The organism is Thiocapsa marina 5811 (assembly GCF_000223985.1).
GTDB classification, from domain to species: Bacteria; Pseudomonadota; Gammaproteobacteria; order Chromatiales; family Chromatiaceae; genus Thiocapsa; species Thiocapsa marina.
Map to the genome: position 1 here is coordinate 34,730 of NZ_AFWV01000019.1, position 19,572 is coordinate 54,301.

Here is a 19,572-nt window from a genome sequence, read left to right on the forward strand (position 1 = left end):
ACCACCAAGCACCCCTTTCATCCCGCCTTGATGCGGCAATTGGATCGGGACGATTTGCTTGATATCGGTGCACATGGCGAGGTCTACCGATAAGGCGCACCACGCATTGAGCGGTCGGCTTCGAGGATATTCATCAGGCGTCGGAGATAGCGATCAAACCACCGGCACGAACATCCGGTTCGGCGTACGCCCGAAGTGGTCGCCGAGGCATTGTTTGTCACTCCGGCCACCGCGGCACTTGGCGCAGAGCGCCACGGGCATGCGTGACACCGCTGAGCGGTGTCACGCGTTCTTTGCGGTTTGGGTGGTCGGTCTATGGGACGAGGCCTACGGCGACACCGAGAGTGCAAGGCCAACGGGTGCAACGCCTGACCAAAAAAAGGCCCGGTAAGACCGGGCCGAAATGTCTCCCTAAGGAGGAGACGAGGAGGACTCTGGGAGCCGAGTCAGCCGTGCAGCGTTCGCTCGGGGCTTTTGCCGGGCTGGGACCGACTCGGCATCGTTCGGGTCTCGATGCCGCTCACTTGGCCGTCACGCCTGCGACGAGTGAGGGCTTGGGTTCCTGAAGCGATGGCTTGAGGATGAGCAAGGCGACCGTGGTCAGAATGGTGCCGACGGCGATGGCGAGCGCGTACAAGGCAAGGTGGCTGACGGCGTTCGGGATGGCGAGGACGAAGACGCCGCCGTGGGGTGCGCGCAGTCCGACGCTGAAGTACATGGAGAGTGCCCCGGCGGCCGCCGAGCCGAGGACGGCGGCGGGTATGACGCGCAACGGGTCCTTGGCGGCGAAGGGGATGGCGCCTTCGGTGATGAAGGAGAGCCCGAGCACGCCGGCGGCCTTGCCGGCCTCGCGCTCGGCTTGGGTGAAGCGGTTGCCGCCGACGAGGGTGGCGATGGCGATCCCGAGCGGCGGCGTCATGCCGGCGGCCATCACGGCGGCCATGGGCATGAAGCTGTCGCTGGTGAGCAGTCCGACGGCGAAGGTGTAGGCGGCCTTGTTGACCGGGCCGCCCATGTCCACGGCCATCATGCCGCCGAGGATGAGGCCGAGGATGACGGCGTTGGTGGTGCCCATGCCCTGCAGGAAGGCGGTGAGACCGTCCATGATCAGCTTCACCGGTCCGCCGACGACGTAGATCATCAGCAGGCCGACCGCGAGCGTGGAGAGCAGCGGGATGACCAGCACGGGTTTCAGCCCTTCGAAGTGCTGGGGCAGATGCACCCGGTCGCGAATCAGGAGGGCGATGTAGCCGGCAAGAAAGCCGGAGACGATGCCGCCGAGGAAGCCGGCTTCGAGGTTCATGGCGAGCATGCCGCCGACCAGTCCCGGGGTCAGACCGGGTCGGTCGGCGATCGAATAGGCGATGAAGCCGGAGAGGATCGGGATCATCAGCTTGAACGCGGCACCGCCGCCGATCTCCATCAGGGCTGCGGCCAGCGAGCCCTCGACCTTGAACGCCTCGATGCCGAAGACGAAAGAGAGCGCGATGCAGAGACCGCCCGCGACCACGATCGGCAGCATGTAGGAGACGCCGGTCAGCAGGTGTTTGTAGACGCCTTCGAGATGGCGCTTTCCGGCGCCCGATCCCGCCCCCGCGGTCGGCGCGGCAGCGACCGGCGCGGTTCCGCCGGCGACGGTCGCCTCGGCCTTGGCGCGATCGATCAGGGCCGCAGCGCCCTTCACCGCTGCACCGACCGATGTCGTGTAAACCGGCTTGCCGGCGAACCGACCGGTGTCGACATGGGTGTCGGCGGCGATGATGACCAGGTCCGCCGCGGCGATCTGCTCGGCGCTGAGCTGGTTCTTCGCGCCTACCGAACCCTGGGTCTCGACATCGATGCTGTCCCCGGCGGCGACCGCCGCCTTCTTCAGCGCGTCCGCGGCCATGAAGGTGTGGGCGATGCCCGTGGGGCAAGCGGTGATGGCGACGATGCGCCGGCCCGCCCGGGGCGCCGGCGCGGCTTCGGCGGTCGGTGCCTTCGGCGGTGCCGTCGCCACGTCCGAGGCGGGACTCGGAGCCAACCCCGGCACCAACGCCAACAGCTCCTCGATGACCGCCCGGCTGTCGCGAATCGCGCGGCCGGTGGAAACCGTCAGCATCGGCTTGTCGCCGAAGGGTTCGAGCTCGACATGGATGTCCGCGGCGATGAGCACCGCATCGGCGGCGGCGATGGTCTCCTCCGAGAGCCGATTGGTGGTGCCTTCGGCGCCGTGGATCTCGACCTGGATCTCGTGACCCATCAGGGCTGCGGTCTTCTTGATGGCCTCCGCCGCCATCAGGCTGTGGGCGATACCCGTCGGACAGGATGTCACTGCAATAAGTCTGGCCATGGTGTGCTCCGGAATCTGGTGGTCGGCTTGCGTGGCTCGGCCTGGAAGGACTTAAACCGCGCCCGGCGCGATGTGCGTCGTTTGCTGGATTGGTTTGGGCGCGCCGCCTCCGACAATTGCCGGAGCCGGAGCGGCTTAAGGTATTAAAAAATATATAATTCTAAAGCGCGTCCCCGCTAAGGGCCGTGGATACACCAAACGTCGAGCTCACTCGAAAGTGAGCATCTCGCTCTGGACGCGGTTTAGGCGACGGCGTCGAGTGCGCTCACCTGCACGCGGGCGGCGAAGGATTCGACGACCTCGGCGCCGGGCAGATTAGGACCCAGCTCGCAGAGTGCGCCGAGCGAAAAGGCGGTCGCCAGGCGCGCGCGTCCGGCCAGGTCCAGGCCGTGCAGCGTGCCGACGACGAGCCCGGCCACCATGGCATCGCCCGCACCGACGGTGCTTTTGACCTTGACGGCCGGCGGTGTCGCGAAGACCGCCCCGTCGCGCTCGACAAAGAGTGCACCGGCGGCGCCCATCGAGACGGCAACCAGACCCACACCCTGCTCGACCAGCGATCGGGCGGCCGCCAGCACCTCGGCACGGCCCTTCAGCGGCCGGCCGACCAGCTCGCTCAGCTCCTCGATGTTCGGCTTGATGATGTCCGGGCCGCGGCCGACGGCCTCGGCAAAGGGGGCACCGCTCGCGTCGAGCACGACCTGCTTGCCGCGTGCCTTGAGACGCGTGACCAGCTCCGCGTAGATCGTCGCATGCACCCCGGCCGGGACGCTGCCCGAGAGCACGAACCAGTCGGTGTCCGCACAGAGGCTGTCGATCGTCTCGGTCAGACGCAGCAGATCATCCGGGTGCGGCTCCAGGCCGGGAAAGTTGATGTCGGTGACCTGGTCCAGGATGGGGTCGACGATCTTGACGTTGACGCGGGTGCGTCCGGGCAACCGTACGAAGCGGTCCTCGATCCCCTTGCGGGCAAAGAGCGCGACAAAGGGCTCGGCGTTGGCGGCGCCGAGCAGCCCCGTCGCAGCAACCCGCGGGCCGAAATCGGCCAGGAAGGAGGCGACGTTGACCCCTTTGCCGCCGGCATCCGACTGCTCCTGCTCGACGCGGTTGACGCGTCCGGCGGTGAACTCCGGCACCCGCGCGGTCTGGTCGATGGCCGGGTTCAGGCTGAGCGTGGCGATCTTGGTGCTGTTGGTCATGGTCCGGGTCTCCATCAGCGCAGTCCGCGCACGGCGGCGGAGGTGGGGCAGGCCAGGGCGCGTCGGGCAAGGGCACGCGCCTGCTCCATCGAGAGGCCGCGGATCTGCGCCTTGACCGCCGCGATGCTCGGGATGCTCACCGAGAGCTCGCGCACGCCAAGACCGGTCAGGATGACCACGCCGCGCGGGTCGCCGGCGATGCCGCCGCAGACCCCGACCCAGATCCCGGCCTTGTCGGCGGCGCGCACGGTCGCATCGATCATGCGAAGTACGGCCGGATGCAGACCGTCGGCTTGACGCGACAGCAGCGGGTGCATCCGGTCCACCGCCAAGCAATACTGGGTGAGATCGTTGGAGCCGATCGAGAAGAAGTCCGCCTCGGCGGCCAGCTCCTCGGCCATCATTACCGCGGAGGGGACCTCGATCATGATGCCGATCTCGACCGGATCAGCGCCGAGCTCCAGACGGACCTCCTCGGTCAGGGACTTGGCGCGCTTGAGCTCCTCCAGGGTCGAGATCATGGGGTACATGATGCGTACCGGGCCATGCGCAGCGGCGCGGAAGATGGCCCGCAGCTGGGTGCGGAACAGCTCGGGGCGGTTCAGACAGAGCCGGATGCCGCGCTCGCCGAGGAAGGGGTTCTCCTCCGCCGGCATGGACATGTAGGGCACGGCCTTGTCGCCGCCGATGTCCAGGGTGCGGATGATGATGGGCAGGCCGTTCAAGGCGCGGACCATCTCGGTGTAGGCCGCGGCCTGCTCGTCCTCGCTCGGGGCCTGATCGCGACCCAGGAAGAGGAACTCGGTGCGCAGCAGGCCGACGCCCTCCCCGCCCGCCTCAACCGCTCGACCGGCCTCCGCGGGTGCGGCGATGTTGGCAACCACCTCGATGCGTGCCCCGTCGGTCGTGATGGCGGGCTGGTAGCAGGCGCGACGTTCGGCCTCGCGCTGGGTCGCCAAGTCGGCGCGCGCACGCTCGGCGTTGGCCCGATCCGCGTCGGTCGGGATCAGCACCAGGGTGCCGCTGTTGCCGTCCAACACGATCGGGCTGCCGTCGGCGATGTCGAGCACCGAGTCACCGGCACCGACCACGGCCGGGATGCCGAGTGAGCGGGCGATGATGGCGGTGTGGGAGGTCGGCCCGCCGGCGGCGGTGCAGATACCAAGCACCAGGGCCGGATCCAGACGGGCGGTATCGGACGGGCTCAGGTCGTCGGCGATGAGGATCACCGGCGTATCCGGCAGGTTCGGCTCGTCCTCGATGCGCTCCGCCAGCATGCGCAGCACGCGCCGACCCACGTCGCGCAGGTCCAGTGCGCGGGCGGCGAGGAGCGCGTCCTGCTGCGCGGCCAGAGTCTTGGCCTGCTCGCCGATACTCTGCTCCCAGGCATAGCCGGCGGAGCGCGCGTCCTCGCGAATCAGCGCCTTGGCACGGTCGATCAGACCCTGATCCGCCAGGAACTCGGCATGGGCGCGGAAGATGGCGGCCTTGCCGGCGCCTGCGCGGGCCTTGACCTCCTCGTAGAGCTCGGCTAGCTCGCGTTTCGCGGCCTCGATAGCGCGCTCCAGACGTGTCAGCTCGGCGGCGGGATCTCGGGCGGTCGCAGCCACCACGATCTTGCCGCGTTGATATTGCCGGACCGGGCCAAGCGCCAACCCGGGCGAAGCGGCCACGGCGGCGACACTCGGGCCTTCCCAGTCGATCCGGGGCAGATCGGCGGTGCCGGCCGCGCCTGCGGTCTCCTCTTCTTCCTCCAGCCCCGTGTCGATGGCCTCGCGCAGCGCGGCGAGCGCGGCATCCGCGTCGGCGCCCTCGGCCATGACGCGGATGGTCGCGCCGGACTCGATCCCGAGGTTCAGGAGCGCGATCAGGCTCTTGGCGTCCCCCGCACGGTCGCCGTGACGCACCCGAATGGTCGCGCCGAAGCCCTTGGCGATATCGACCAGTGCCGTCGCCGGACGCGCATGCAGGCCATGCGGGGAGGTGATGACGGCATCGAAGTGATTCGGAAGATCATCCGGCAGCGGTTCCGTCGTCGGTGCGCCCGGGGCGGTTCCGCTCGATAGCCGTTGCGCGATATCCGCCGGGCTGGTGGTTCGGGCGAGCCGTGCGGCCTCGGCCGCGTCGCCGAGGACATCGGTCAGGTTGGTCAGGATCTGGAGATGCTCGTCGGACTTGGCCGCGATGCCGACCACCAGATGCACGCGGTCGCCCGGATTCCACTCAACGCCCTCCGGCACCTGCAGCACGGCGACGCCGGTCTTCTTGATCATCCCGCGGTCCTTGGGCACGCCATGAGGGATGGCGATGCCGTTGCCGAGAAAGGTGTTGGCCACGCGCTCACGCGCCAGCAGGCTGTCGATATAGCCCGGCTCGATGTAACCCGCATCGACCAGGATCCGGCCGACCTGACGGATGGCGTCGGTCTTGTCGATTGCGGTGGCGCCGAGACGCACCGCGGAGAGGTCTAAAGAGATCATGTCGGTCCTCCTCAGTGTTGTTTTAGGAGCCGGCTGCCACCTGCCTCCTGCGTTCTGGCTCCAGCCTCATGGTCGAGTCCTTTCGGGAGATCGGAAACCGATCAGAGCCGGAGGCCGGCGGCTTTCAAGAACTCGTGACATCCGCTCCGCGGTGTCACGCATGCCCCTGGCGCTCTGCGCCAAGTGCCGCCGTGCCCCGAGTGACGAACGAGGCCGTCGGATCTTTTGCCGGCGGTCGGGCCTCGCTCGTCGGTCCGGCCAAAGCACATTTAGTGCGGTTCCCGGGATAGTCGAGTTGGACTCGACCCCGCTGGCCGTCAGGACCGAGTAAGAAGACGACTGCAAGTCGTCGATCCCGGGCTTTCGCCGCTTCGCGACGATCGCCTGTTTCGCTTCCGGGCGGGGACCAACGCGGCTGAAGGCTGATAGCTGACGGCTGATCGCTGACAGCCGACCTATAGCGAAACCCCGAACTGCATCCCGATCACCGTCGCATCCGGTATATCGCCCGTCCCGCCCGGCTGAACGATGTACTGAATATCGGGCTGGATATAGGCGAATTTGGTCAGCTGGATGCGATAGCCCAGCTCCAAGACCCATTCGTAGTCCGGGTCACCGTTGCCGAGTGATTCCTGCTCGGCGGCATAGTCATCGCTCAGCTTGCCGAAGGTGGTACCGAAGATGAGGCGGTCTTGATGACGGCCGGCGAAGGGGCCGACATACTGGGCGCCGAAGCTGGTCTGGAATGGGACAAGCGCCGGCTGCTGCTGGTTGGTATAGGCAAGTGTGCCGAAGAGATAAAGCCCTTGATCGGAGCCTGCGCGCTCCTGTGTGACCTGCTGATCCAGTTGGGCGTAATAGCGGATGAAGGTATCCGTGGTGGAGTCCGAATTAAAATCGGGCATGTCGAAATAGACGTTGTTCAGACCCAGACCGAAGTGACCGGGCTTGGAGCCCCAGCGCCAATCCCATTCCAGCTGTGCCATGATCGACACACCGTCGCTGGAGCGAAAAGTGAAATCCGTACCGTGCAGATCTGGATCCCACATCTTCTCCGTCAGCTGGTAGACGCCGATCTTGGCTCGGAAGTCGTCGGTCGGTGCGTATTGGAAGCGCGTGCCCCAAACGGCGAACGGATAGGATGTCATGACGCCGTCGAGCAGCACGGCCCGGATCTGGCCGTTGAAGCTGTTGGAGAGGTAATATCCGTAAAATGGCGATCCGGCGAAATCGTCTGTCGCCGTAATGCGGCCGAACTTGAGGGCGTACTGTCCGTCGGCCCAAGTCTTTTCCAGGCTGAGGTTGTAGAGAAAATAGGTTTGGCCGCCGACGAGCTGCATGACGCTGTAGATGCCGCCTACGTCCTCGTCGATACTCGCGCCGGCCCGGTCGATGCCGCTGAGATTGAAGGTCCAGCCGTTCAAACCGGCCGCTTTGCCCAGATCGACCGTCATCCCCATGTAGAGATCGCCGGCCAAGGCCGTGCCCTGCTGGATGCCACCGCCGACGTTGCTCGCGACGATGGCGTTGTAGTAGGCAAAAAAGTCGAAGCCGTTGGCCGCGAGCTCGGTGCGCTTGCCGCCCCAATCGCCGGTGAGATAGTCGCCGTTCAACCAACCGCCCGAGGCGTCCGAAGGGCTACTCGGCGGCAGAGGTACTTCGTCTCCCACGTTGCCGTCTTCGGCCAGCGCCGCATTGGCTGCGATGATGGCGATCGTCAGGGCTGCGAGACCTACACGGGTGTTGGTGGTATTCATCTTTGTCCTCTCGTAGGGTCGGGGTTCGTCATCGACGGGGCCGTCCGATACGCTTCGATCGAGCGCTTGGCCTGCGACGTATCACAACCCTGCGGGATGAACGAACGATGACACGACTCCATGGCCTTTTTGTCATCTTTGTCATATTCGCCGTGCCGTCGTTCGCGCTGCGGGCGACGGGTGCCGACGGCGATCAGCGCGCCGGACAGACCGGGGGCAGGCCGAGCCTGCACATCCTCACCCGCGACACCACTGCCATCGGCGGTCCGGCCGAGCGGCACGGGCGGGACTTCGAGGCCGCGACCGGAACCGTGGTGGAGGTGACTCGGGTCCCCTTCGCGGACCTCTACGAGCGGATCATGCTCGGTTTCGTCACCGGTCACTTGCCCTTCGATGCACTCCTGATCCCCTCGGCGTGGCTGCCGGATTTCGCACCCTATCTGTCGCCGGTCCCGGAGCGGATCATCGCCGGACCGATCGTCGGCGACATCCTTCCGCTCTATCGCGACGCTTTGATGCGATGGAACAACCGCTGGATGGCTCTCACTATAGATGGTGATCTGCACATGGGCGCCTATCGCCGGGATCTCTTCGATGACCCGTCGGCCGGTGCCGCCTTCGTCGAGGAGCACGGTCGGCCCTTGCAGCCGCCGCAGACCTGGACCGAGTACCGCGACATCGCAGCCTTCTTCAGCGGTCGACAAGGCGCCGACGGCAGCGTGCTCGCCGGCACGCTCGAGGCCTATGCCCGCGACGGACAGCGGATCTGGACACTCTTCAGCCACGCCGCGGCCTACACCAATCACCCGGACCATCCGGGCGCTATGTTCTTCGACCCGGACACCATGGTTCCGGCCATCGACAATCCCGGCTGGGTGCATGCATTGAATGAGATGCTGGAGCTGCGCCGATTCGGTCCAGCCGATGCGGACAGTCTGGACAGCGAGGCCGTACGCACCCGTTTCGCCGCAGGACGGGCCGCGATGAATATCGACTGGGCCGATACCGGCGTGTTGGCCGGTGCGCTGGACGGGGGGCAAGGCGGCACGGCCAGGCCATCCGCCATTGCCGGCGATGTCGGCTTCTTCGTTCTGCCCGGCAGTCGCGAGATCTGGAACCCCGCGAGCGGCGCCTGGGAGACACTGCCGGCCGTCCGCTCGGTCAGCTTCCTGGCCTTCGGCGGCTGGATCGCCTTGGTGCCCGCGGCCAGCGCCGAGCACGAGCGGGTATGGGCCTATTTGGCCTGGTACGCAAGTCCGGAGCACAGCGCCCGCGACATGCTCGACGGCAGCTCCGGCATCAACCCCTACCGTCTCTCGCACCTCGACGACCCGGCACCCTGGCGGCGCCTCCTCGGAGACCGTCAGGCGAACGACTATCTGGGCGTGCTGCGCGCCAGCCTCTCCGCACCTCAGATCGCGCGCGACCTGCGCCTGCCCGGCTATCGCGCCTACATCGCCGCCCTCGAAGACCAGCTCGACCGCGTCATGACCGGCAGCGCAACACCCGAGGAGGGACTTCGCGCCGCCGCCGCGGACTGGGAGGCCCTCACCGACCGCCTGGGTCGCAACAGCCAGCGCCGACATTATCGGGAGGCGATGGGGTTGTCTGAGAAGCACGATTGATACAGCCGGGGGGGCTTCGCCGGGGCGGCCCCGGTCGGAAGGGATCTGCCCTACCCCGATCCCTTGTTGACCGGGAGCGTTGCAGTAGACTACAGATGGTTGGCGGTGGCTTCGGCGAGGGATTCACCATGAATGATCGAGCTGCAGCCATTCGATCGACTGAAATCGAAAACGACCGTAGACTGAACATTTAGCGCACGACGGCGGAGGAGGAAGCCAACGATGCCGACATTACCGGAAGCCATTTACGAGCACAGCCTGAGGCTGCCGGAATCCGCTGCTCGGGAAGCCCTGGCCTTTATTCAGCAATTGGAGAATCGCTGCGGGAAGGAACAGGTTCTGCAGACGCGCTCATCCAAGGAAACCGAATCCTTCTTGGCCGCCGTCGCCGGCACCCTCGGCAATGACTTCCCGGACGACATCGACGATGCCGACCTTGGCATCGATGCGCCGCGGGATTCACTGGACTAATGGCTTACCTGCTCGATACCAACACAGTCATCGCTTTGATGAAGAACAATGCGAACGTCGTAACCCGGGTACGCGAGGCCGGCCTCGCCGAGCTGCGGATATGCGTCCCTGTCGAGGCGGAGCTTTGGTTTGGTGTCGCCAAAAGCGCCCGGCCCGATGAAAACCGCCAACGCCTGCTGATTCTGCTTTCCTGGTTGCCCAGTCTGCCGTTCACCAGCAACGCTGCGCAGTATTTCGGGGATATTCGCGCCTACCTCGCCAAGAAAGGGACGCCGATCGGGCCATATGACCTGCAGATCGCCGCGATCGCACGTGCGCGGGGATTGGTTCTCGTCACCCACAACACGGATGAGTTTTCCCGCGTCCCACTGCTGGCCCTGGAGGATTGGATCGGGTGAGGGACACGGAATCATCGAGTTGAGCTCGATCCGCTGGTCGCCCGGCGAGCGCAAGAAGCCGACTGCACGTCGGCGATCCCGGGATATCAGCGCTCCCCTATCCAGCCCTTTTTCTCTGTTTTTTCACGCCCTGCACCCACCGCGATGTTCTCCGGCATCCAAGCACGTCTGCTGCTGATCCTGGGCCTCGCGGCCCTGGCGATCACGCTCGCGAGCGCCATCGCCCTGATGGCGCTGCTGGAAGCCCGTGCCGGGGTGGCGACGGTCATGGAGCGCGAGCTGCCGGCGTCCAACGCGGCCTTGGTGCTGGCGCGTGTCGGCGAGCGGCTGGAGGATCGCGCGCCTGCGCTGCTGGCCGCGAAGGACGCCGAGGCGCGTCAACGCCAGACCGCTCTGATCAACCGTGACCTGCGCTCCCTGGCCAGCGAGACCGAGCGGCTGCGCGACCTGCATCCGGCCGGCAGCGACGGGGTCGCGGACATCGCCCGGCTGGCACCCGAGCTGGCGGCGAACCTGCGTGATCTGGCCCTGACGCTGGAGCAACAGGCAACCCTGGGTGTCGCCCTGCAAAACCAACGCGATCGACTGCTGGCCCTGCGCGAGCGCGTGCAGCAGATCCTGGGGCCGTCGATCCTGCTGGTGAGCGATGTCGTGGGACGGGATACGGACGTCGACCCGGGACTCTTTCGCCGCGCGGCCGGTGCCCAGGGACCCCTGTTGGATGCTGAGCGGTTGGCGGGCTCGGCCTTCAGCGACCTGCTGCTCGCGGCCGAATCGCCGAGCCTCGACCAGGTACGGGTGTTCCGTGGCTCCTTCGAGCGCACCCGCGGTCAGCTCACGGACCTGCTCCCGAGGATTCCGTCGGGACTGCGCCCGGAGCTGGCACAGGCGATCGCCGACCTGGAGGTCCAACTTCGCACCGACGGCATCTTCCGACTGCGCGAGCAGGAGATCGCGACCATCGAGGGCGCGGAGTCCCTGGTGACCGCGAGCCGCGGTATCGCCGCAGCGCTCAAGACGCGAGTGGATGCACTGGTGCACTCGGCCAGCGAGACCATCGCCCGGGCCGCGGACGCCATGGGCGACACCCTGCTGACCAATACACTGATCTTCGTCGCCGTCAGCATCGCGGTGGTGCTGCTCGCGACGCTCATCTCCTACCGGTTCCTGGTACGCGACATCAGCCTGAACCTGCGTGCGGTCACCCGTGCGATGCAACGCCTCGCCGGCGGCGAGCGCGATGCCCGGGTACCGGCGATGGATCGGCGCGACGAGATCGGCGACCTGGCCCGGGTCTTCAACGTCTTCAAGGACAACGCCTTTCGCATGGAGACGGTGGAGGGGCAGCTGCGCCAGGCCCAGAAGATGGAGCTGGTCGGGCAGCTCACCGGCGGTATCGCCCATGACTTCAACAACATCCTCGCCGCCATCCTCGGCAATCTGATCTACCTCGAGCCGAAGCCGGGAGAGGACACCATACTTCGCGAGCGTTGGCAGCGAGCGATGGGTGCGACGGATCGCGCGGTGCGCCAGGTGGAGCGATTGCTCGCCTTCTCCCGGCGCCAACGACTCGCGCCCGAGGTCGTGGACATCAACGCTTTGGTCGGCGGGATGCTGGATCTGCTCGAGGTGAGCGTCGCGGAGGGTCACGAGCTGCGTGCCGTGCTCGCGCCGGACCTGCCCCCGGTGCGGGTCGACCCCGGACAGCTCGAGAACGCGCTCATGAATCTGGTCATCAACGCCCGCGATGCCTTGGACGGCGACGGTCGGATCAGCGTCACGACCGCAGCTGCCGGTGACGATGCCGTCGAGGTCGCGGTCGCGGATACGGGTCGCGGCATCCCCGCGGACGTCCTCGAGCGCGTCTGCGAGCCCTTCTTCACCACCAAGGCACCCGGCAAGGGCAGCGGACTCGGGCTCAGCATGGTGTATGGCTTCGCCCGCCAGTCCGGGGGCGAGATGCGGATCGAAAGCCGCGTCGGGGAAGGCACGACCGTGCGCATACGGCTTCCGGTCGCCGAGCCGTCAGCGACCGTATCCGAGCACATCGCAGAACCCGCCCGGGACGCGAATCCACCGCAGGGCCACGGCGAGTGCGTGCTGGCGGTCGAGGACGACGTGGATGTGCTGGCGACCACGGCCGATTACCTCCGCGGTCTCGGTTATCGCGTCCTGACCGCCGGCGACGGCTCGACGGCCTTGGATCTGCTGGAGCACGAGCCCGCGATCCGCCTGCTCTACACGGATATCGCGATGCCGGCACCTTGGGACGGGGTCACCCTGGCCCGCGAGGCGCGCTCGCGCCGGCCCGACCTGGCGATCGTGTTTACGTCCGGCGAGGCCCGCGAAATCAAGGACCCATCCGCCGAGCTGCTGCGCAAGCCGGTCGGTCGGGCGCATCTGGCGCACGCGATCCGGCAGGCGCTCGATAGCGAGTAAACTCAGTCGTGCTCCCGGGGCGTTGCCCCGGGCTCGCGTGGTGAGCCCCGTTGGGGCAGCCGGAGACCAGCGGGTTCGATTCATGGCCACGTAAGGCTCCGTCCGATGGTGGATCAGGGAGCAGTCTGCGCCGATCGGTGGCTTATTCCGTGAGCCTGCCGGACGATTCTTTCTAATCAGGAACAGGAATGCGCTGCCCCGTCTGCTCCACATCGGCATCGAAGACATAGCCTGCTCCGCGCTCGGTTCGGATCAGCCGCGGGGCGTGGCTGTTGGACTCGATCTTACGGCGCAGGCGCATGATGAGGACGTCGATGGTACGGTCGAACACATCGGCCTCGAACGCATGGGTGCGCTCGAGGAGATGCTCGCGGCTTAAGACCCGGCGCGGTGCATCGAGGAAGGCCTCGAGCAGTAGAAACTCGGCATTGGTCAGGGACACCGGGTTGCCGTCCGGGTCGGTCAAGAGACGCGCGGAGAGGTCCAGCATCCAGCCGGCGAAATGCCTGCAATCGTGCCGGGTGGATGGAGTCTGCGCGGGCATCGTCGCACCTGCGGATGTGCGTCGCAGCACGGCCTTGATACGTGCGATCAACTCGCGCGGATTGAATGGCTTGACCACATAGTCGTCGGCGCCGATCTCCAGCCCGACGATCCGGTCTACGTCCGAGCCCATGCCGGTGAGCATGATGATCGGGATCGTCGAGGCCGCGCGCAGGCGACGCGCGATCGTCAAGCCATCCTGATCGGGCAGGCGGATGTCGAGCAGGATGATGTCGGGCGTGTGCTGCCGCAACAGCTCAGTCAGCTCCGAGTCGCTGCCGGCCTGCAGAACGTCCCAACCCTGTTGACGGACCTCGTGCGCGACAAGATCCCGGATGTCCCGGTCATCGTCGACGATGAGGACCTGAATCAATAGCGCCCGCCGGTCTTGTGCATGTAGTTCGCGAGCTCGTTGCGCTCGAGGTTGACCCGCATCAGGTTCGTGTGGGTGATGCGGAAGATCGCGCGCATGACCTTGTAGACCAACCGCGGATGGGTCTCGACCAATGCCTCGAAATCATCGGGCTCCAGGGTCAGCACGCTGCTCTCGTCCTCCGATCGCAAGGCCGCCTTGCGGGCGGAGCCGTCGACGAAGGCGCGGGTGCCGGCACATTCGCCCGGCCGCATCCGATACAGAGACTCCTCGACCCCGCCGACCGTCTTGCACACGCACAGACGCCCCTCCGCCAACAGAAACAAGGTGCGCCGCTGCTCGTCCTCCGACACCAGTAATTCACCGTTGGTCAGCCTGACGAGCCCCATGCGCTCCGCCAGAATCGACGCTTCCGTCTCGTCCAGCTCGGTGCCGAGCACCGAGCTGCGCAGTATTGCCACCCGATCCATCTGATTCATCGACCGATCTCCCGTTTCTCTCCGACACAAAGGACAACGTGCAGTCATCGTCCGCGAGCGCAGCAGGTGCGCACGCTGATGAAGGTCCCGTGAGTTTAGCGCGTCGGATCGGGATGTGCCCCGTCGGCGAGGCACGCCGGGGTGCGGTCAAGGCGCGTCGAAATCATTTCCGACCAGCAGATTCGCCTCGGTCTGCGGGACATGGCACTGGGTACAGAAATAGCGAGTCCCGATGATCTTTTTCTCGACCGTACCCGGATCGCTGCGCAGGCTCACGTAATGACTCTCCGGCATCGGGGAGGGTTCGTCCGCGTCCTTGTCCTGATCCCAGAGATCCTGGTCGTGGTGACATTTCAGGCACTTGTTGTTCTTCAGCGTAATCAGGCCGGATTCCTCGATGCTGTGCGGGATCAAGGGCGGCGCATCCTCGAACGCGGTCGGCAGGGTCGAGTCGGCATCCTCGGGATCGATCGAAAGATACTCGAAGCTCACCGGGTCGGGGGAATCGAAGACGGTCCCGCCAAGATCGTCGTCGATCCAAGACAGGTCTTGTGCAAGGGCAAAGCTGCCGGCCAGAACGACCCCGACGACGAGCGTGATGGAACGGGGAAGCATGGTCATGGGTGATCCTCCTTCGTGATGAGCGGATGCCGCACCGGAGCGGAGCCGGAAACCGGCGTGCTTAAGCGCCAACCGAATGCCAGGCTCTCCTCCGGGCAGATCGGGATACAACGCGCGCAATTCGTACATTCCCCCGAAAGGACCTGACCATCCTGCGCGAGCCTTTTGAGGTTCAAGACCTGCGGCTCCGGGCAGATCGCTTGGCATTTCCCGCAACCGTTGCAGCTGGCTTGATCGAATTTGACCCTGACCTGGGCCGTATAGCGCCCGACCGCCGAATAGAAGGCGCCGAGTGGACAGAGGTGGCCGCACCAACCGTGCTTCACGACAAGCCAGTCGAATAAAAAGAGACCGACCAATGCGGTCCAGCCCAACCCCAAGCCGAAGATCATCTCCCGATGCATGGCACCGATCGGGCTGACCCATTCAAATGCCGGTAGCCCGATCAAGACCGACAGCAGGAGTGCGAGTGCCAGCACCGTGTAACGCAGGTGACGTGGAAGCGCGAAGAGGTTCTTGCGCCAGGTCTTGCGATGCAGAAAGCCCGCGAAGTCGGTGACCGGATTTACCGGACAGACCCAAGAGCACCAGACCCTTCCCCCTAAGATGAGGAAAACGCCCAAGACCAGCGCTGCACCCAAGAGCACCTCGGATTGAAGGACGTGTCCGGTCAGCAGGATCTGGAGCGTTGCGAATGGATCGGCGAGCGTCACTTGACCGAGGACCTCGGATGCACTGAGGTTTCCGCTCAACACGGGGAGACCGAACAAGGACCAGCCCCAGTGCAGCGTCCCGAAGAACAGCAGCAAGACGCCGATCTGAACGATCCGACGCAGAATCAAATAGCGCCAACTCCAGAGGCGAGTTGTCGTGGCCTTAATCATCGGATTGCAGGACCGAGGCGTGGCGCGGAGCGCCAAGGGATGCATGACACCGCCGGAGCGGTGTCACGAGAAACGTAGGCGCGTCGCGGCGAATCTGGTAGCGCGTTTTGCGGCAGTGCTCGAAAGACCGGCGGTTAGGGTGGACGAGCGCGAGCGAAGTCCATCTAGCCCTGCGCCGGCGCTTCAGTGGCTCTAGCTCATGACACCTGCTCTGCGGTGTCACGCATGCCCCGTGGCGCTCTGCGCCACGCGCCGCGATCGCCGCAGTGACGGGCAAGGCCGGCGTTGCCTGCCGATTCCTCGCCATCTAAAACTCCGCCTGATTCAGATAATCCAGCCCGGGCACCTGACCCTGCTCCGGTGCGGAATCCAGTCGTCCCTTCCGGGTTTCGCCTGCATCGGGACCGGACATCGCGCCTTCTGCCTGCTTCCATCCCATCCTGAAGTGGTCGCCGATCTTGCCTTGAATCAACTCGGCGGGAAGCACCTTGATGGCCGCGATCTCAGTCGGACAGGCGTTTTCGCAGATGCCGCAGCCCGTGCAGCCTTCGCTGAGGACCATGGGCAGAAGCATCGCGTGCTTGCTCAACTCACGCCGTCGGGTTTCGACATGAATGGCCTTGTCCCGGAGCGGGCAGACCCGATAGCAGATCTCGCAACGCAAGCCTTGCCAGGAGAGACAGTGTTCGGTGTCGATAAAGGCAAGACCCATCCGCGAATCCATCACCTCGTCGAGGGTCGGTGAGAGCGCACCGGTCGGGCAAGCCACCTTGCAGGGAATGTCGTGACACAGGTAGCAAGGGATCTCCCGCGGCTCGAAATAGGGTGTGCCCAGCGGAGCGCGGTCGGCCAAGGCAGCGAGCTTCAAGGTGTCGTATGGACAGGCGACGGCGCAACGTCCGCATTTGATGCAGAGCGCATTGAAGTCCGCATCCGGAAGCGCACCGGGCGGACGCAGGGCCAATGGCTCGGCGCGGGCGTTCTGAATGACGAGATACGACCAGAGCATACCGCCGCTCGTGGCGACGGCTGCGCCCTGGATGCTCTTCTGTATAAAACCGCGCCGCGTTGTCATGGTCGGTGAGTCGCCGGACGTGATGAAAGCGCTCGGCTCGCTCGGATGCGTACATCGCACCCGAGCACCGTCGAAGAAGCCGAGGAGGCCGACCTACACCTTATAGATCTTGATCGCGGTCTTCTTGAAATCCTCCTCCTTGGAGATCGGACAGGTGGCGTCGATACAGAGCTTATTGACGAACACCGATTCGTCGAAGAAGGCCATGAAGCTATAGCCTCGCGGCGGACGATTTCGGCCTGTCGTCTCGATCACCGCCTTGATCTTGCCACGCCGGGACTCGATCCAGACCGCATCCTGACTTTTCAGACCGCGCTCCTCGGCATCCTTCTCGTTCATGTCCAGGACCGCCGCCGGCATGGCCCGATGCAGCTCGGGGACGCGTCGCGTCATGGTGCCGGTATGCCAGTGTTCGAGCAGTCGCCCGGTGCAGAGCCAGAGGTCGTAGTTTCCGTCGGGTGATTCGACCGGCGCGGCATAGGGTCTGAAGAAGATCTTCGCCTTGCCGGGGAATTTGGTCTTCTCCTGCGTCGTTGGACCCGTCAAATTACCGGTCACCAGCTCCTTCATCGCGCCGCCGTAGAACTCGATCTCCCCGTTCTTCACATAGGGGTCGTATTTGGCGTTGAAGCGCCACGGCGTCTCTTTACCGTCGACGACGGGCCACCGCAGCCCCCGCACATCGTCTTGATAATAGACATCGAAGGGCGCGAGGTCGTGGTGATGACCGCGCCCGAAGGCGGCGTACTCTTCGAACAGCGCCTTTTCCACAAACCAATCCACACCGAGATGCTTGACCGTGTGATTGTCGTGTCCTTTGGCGACCGGATCGGGCCAGGCAAACGCCTTGTTCTCCGGTGTCTCGAAGAGCGCTTCATATAAGGTCATCTCGGGTCGATAACCCATCTCCTGCGCCGCCGACATCACGTCGGGGAGTTTTCCCTCTTCGAATCCCTCGTCCTCGAGACCGGGAATGGCCTGCTCCTTCCAGACCTCCGCCAGGGTAAGACGTTTGGAAAACTCGAGGATCTGCCACAGATCACTGCGCGCGTCCCCGGGCGGCGGCACCTGCTCGCGCCAGACCTGCGTGCGTCGCTCGGCGTTACCGTAGCCGCCCCATTTCTCGAAGATCATGGCGACGGGCAGGATCAGATCGGCGACCTTGGCCGAGATGCTCGGATAGGCATCGGAGACGACGATGAAGTTGTCCTGCTCGCGTGCCGCCTTCAGCCAATGGTTGGCATTGGCGACATGCTGGAACGGATTATTGACCTGCACCCAGATCCACGAGATGGAGCCGTCTTCCAGATCACGCATGATCTTGGTGATGTGGCTCCCGGGTTTCGGGTTGAGCGTCTTGGGCGGCAGCTTCCAAGTCTGCTCGGTGATGTCTCGATGCTTGGGGATGTTCACGACCATGTCGGCCGGCAAACGGTGACTGAAGGTGCCGACCTCGCGCGCGGTGCCGCAGGCGGAGGGCTGGCCGGTCAGGGAGAAGGGGCTGTTGCCGGGCTCGGCGATCTTCCCCAACAAGAGATGCACACTGTAGATCTGCTCGTTGACCCAGGTTCCGCGCACATGCTGATTGAAGCCCATGGTCCAGAAACTGACCAGCTTGCGCTTCGGGTCGGCGTAGAGATCCGCCAGACGCACGAGCTTGGCCTTGAAGGCATCCAAAGATTCTTCGGAGTCGCCCTTGGCCAGCTCGGCGACAAAATCCAGGGTATAGGGCTCGACCCCGGTCTTGAAGTCATCGAAGCCGACCAGCCAGTGTTTTCCCGCGGTCGCGGTATTGCTCTGTGCGATCGTGTGCACCTGCTCGGGATCCAGTCCGAGCCCGATCGCCTCGTCCCGCGTCAGTGTCACCTCGACCTCGCGCGCCTGGATATCCTTCTCGGCTTCGAACGCGAACTTATCGGTCGCACGCATCCCGTAACCGATGTCTGTGGGCCCGGCGCAAAAGACACAGTGCGCATCGACGAAGGCTTGATTCACGGCATCGCGTTGGATGATCTCGCGCGCAAGGTAGTTCAGCAGTGCCGTGTCGGTGTTCGGTTTGATGATGATCTCGAGATCCGATCCTTCCGATGTCATGTTTCGAAAGGTCGTGATATTGACGACCTTCATCTCGGGATGACTTAGGCGGCGGTCGATCACACGTTGCCAGAGGACCGGATGGGCCTCGGCCATATTCGCGCCCCAGGCAACGGCCGTATCCGTGTATTCGATGTCGTCGTAGTTGCCGGGCGGCTCGTCGATGCCGAAGACCTGCATGAATGCCGCCACCGCCGAGGCCATGCAATTGCGCGCATTCGGATCGATGTTGTTGCTGCGAAAACCGGCCTTCATCAGCTTGGTCATCGCATAGCCTTCCTGGATCAACCATTGGCCGGAGCCGATGACGCCGATCCCGGTCGGACCTTTTTCCTCGTAGGCCTTCTTGAACTGGATCGCCATCTCGTCGAAGGCCTGATCCCAGGTCACCGGCGTGAACTTGCCCTTCTTGTCGAACCGGCCGTCGGTCATCCGCATCAAGGGCTGCGTCAGGCGATCCTTGCCGTAGAGGATCTTGCCGTTGAAATAACCCTTCACACAGTTCAGACCGCGATTGACCGGGGCGTCTGGATCGCCCTTGGTCGCGACGATCTTGCCGTCTTGGGTCGCGATCATGATCCCGCAACCCACGCCGCAGAAGCGGCAGACGCCTTTATCCCAGCGCCAGTCCTGCTCGGTCTCGGCCGCCGCCACGGCGGCGATGCGGCTGATCGGGATTCCGACGGAAATGGCCGTCGCGGCTGCAACGCCAGATTTCAAAAAGGTACGGCGGCTAAGCTCCATCATTCCTCCTCGATCTCGTTCTATTTCTTGATCGCTCACCCGCTCAAGTCGGGTAAGG

At 64.9% G+C, this 19,572-nt stretch carries 14 protein-coding genes; 4 read left to right on the plus strand and 10 right to left on the minus strand.

The window, feature by feature from the left end; genetic code table 11:
- Positions 1 to 520: 520 nt before the first annotated feature.
- The 4 genes from THIMADRAFT_RS21705 to THIMADRAFT_RS21720 form a co-directional block, all read right to left on the minus strand.
- Entirely contained in the window at positions 521 to 2,332 is a 1,812-nt protein-coding gene (locus THIMADRAFT_RS21705; protein ID WP_007195269.1) for a PTS fructose-like transporter subunit IIB, read from the minus strand.
- Positions 2,333 to 2,574: 242 nt separating this feature from the next.
- Positions 2,575 to 3,531 (minus strand): 1-phosphofructokinase, encoded by a 957-nt coding sequence (gene pfkB, locus THIMADRAFT_RS21710; protein ID WP_007195270.1) that lies wholly within the window; start codon positions 3,529 to 3,531, stop codon positions 2,575 to 2,577.
- Positions 3,532 to 3,545: 14 nt separating this feature from the next.
- Complete coding sequence (gene ptsP / locus THIMADRAFT_RS21715) at positions 3,546 to 6,011, minus strand: phosphoenolpyruvate--protein phosphotransferase (RefSeq protein ID WP_007195271.1); 2,466 nt, start codon at positions 6,009 to 6,011, stop codon at positions 3,546 to 3,548.
- A 455-nt stretch (positions 6,012 to 6,466) separates the two neighbouring features.
- Positions 6,467 to 7,768: a carbohydrate porin gene (locus THIMADRAFT_RS21720; RefSeq protein ID WP_007195272.1), complete on the minus strand. Its 1,302-nt coding sequence runs from the start codon at positions 7,766 to 7,768 to the stop codon at positions 6,467 to 6,469.
- 107 nt (positions 7,769 to 7,875) lie between these two features.
- On the opposite strand from THIMADRAFT_RS21720, the gene THIMADRAFT_RS21725 reads away from it, so the two are divergent.
- From THIMADRAFT_RS21725 to THIMADRAFT_RS21740, 4 genes are all read left to right on the plus strand, one after another.
- Positions 7,876 to 9,393 carry an ABC transporter substrate-binding protein gene (locus THIMADRAFT_RS21725; protein WP_007195273.1) on the plus strand — a complete coding sequence of 506 codons (1,518 nt, stop codon included), beginning with the start codon at positions 7,876 to 7,878 and terminating at the stop codon, positions 9,391 to 9,393.
- Positions 9,394 to 9,615: 222 nt separating this feature from the next.
- A complete protein-coding gene (locus tag THIMADRAFT_RS21730) occupies positions 9,616 to 9,864 on the plus strand; it encodes a hypothetical protein (protein WP_007195274.1) in 249 nt (82 codons plus the stop codon).
- Positions 9,864 to 10,262, plus strand: coding sequence for a type II toxin-antitoxin system VapC family toxin (locus THIMADRAFT_RS21735; RefSeq protein WP_007195275.1), 399 nt, complete (start codon positions 9,864 to 9,866; stop codon positions 10,260 to 10,262). Before THIMADRAFT_RS21730 ends, THIMADRAFT_RS21735 begins: the two co-directional genes overlap by 1 nt.
- A 144-nt stretch (positions 10,263 to 10,406) precedes the next feature.
- Positions 10,407 to 12,701 carry a hybrid sensor histidine kinase/response regulator gene (locus THIMADRAFT_RS21740; protein WP_007195276.1) on the plus strand — a complete coding sequence of 765 codons (2,295 nt, stop codon included), beginning with the start codon at positions 10,407 to 10,409 and terminating at the stop codon, positions 12,699 to 12,701.
- 172 nt (positions 12,702 to 12,873) lie between these two features.
- Here THIMADRAFT_RS21740 and THIMADRAFT_RS21745 read toward each other — a convergent pair whose 3' ends face one another.
- The 6 genes from THIMADRAFT_RS21745 to napA form a co-directional block, all read right to left on the minus strand.
- On the minus strand, positions 12,874 to 13,617 hold the full coding sequence (locus THIMADRAFT_RS21745) for a response regulator (protein ID WP_007195277.1): 744 nt from the start codon (positions 13,615 to 13,617) through the stop codon (positions 12,874 to 12,876).
- Positions 13,614 to 14,096: a Crp/Fnr family transcriptional regulator gene (locus tag THIMADRAFT_RS21750; protein WP_007195278.1), complete on the minus strand. Its 483-nt coding sequence runs from the start codon at positions 14,094 to 14,096 to the stop codon at positions 13,614 to 13,616. The genes THIMADRAFT_RS21745 and THIMADRAFT_RS21750 overlap by 4 nt, the downstream gene beginning before the upstream one ends.
- Before the next feature lie 147 nt (positions 14,097 to 14,243).
- Entirely contained in the window at positions 14,244 to 14,717 is a 474-nt protein-coding gene (locus tag THIMADRAFT_RS25055; protein ID WP_007195279.1) for a nitrate reductase cytochrome c-type subunit, read from the minus strand.
- Positions 14,714 to 15,601: a quinol dehydrogenase ferredoxin subunit NapH gene (napH, locus tag THIMADRAFT_RS21760; RefSeq protein WP_233490325.1), complete on the minus strand. Its 888-nt coding sequence runs from the start codon at positions 15,599 to 15,601 to the stop codon at positions 14,714 to 14,716. The genes THIMADRAFT_RS25055 and napH overlap by 4 nt, the downstream gene beginning before the upstream one ends.
- 307 nt (positions 15,602 to 15,908) lie before the next feature.
- Positions 15,909 to 16,676: a ferredoxin-type protein NapG gene (gene napG, locus THIMADRAFT_RS21765; RefSeq protein ID WP_007195281.1), complete on the minus strand. Its 768-nt coding sequence runs from the start codon at positions 16,674 to 16,676 to the stop codon at positions 15,909 to 15,911.
- Between the two features lie 93 nt (positions 16,677 to 16,769).
- Positions 16,770 to 19,517: a nitrate reductase catalytic subunit NapA gene (gene napA / locus THIMADRAFT_RS21770; protein ID WP_040733652.1), complete on the minus strand. Its 2,748-nt coding sequence runs from the start codon at positions 19,515 to 19,517 to the stop codon at positions 16,770 to 16,772.
- Positions 19,518 to 19,572 lie beyond the last annotated feature (55 nt).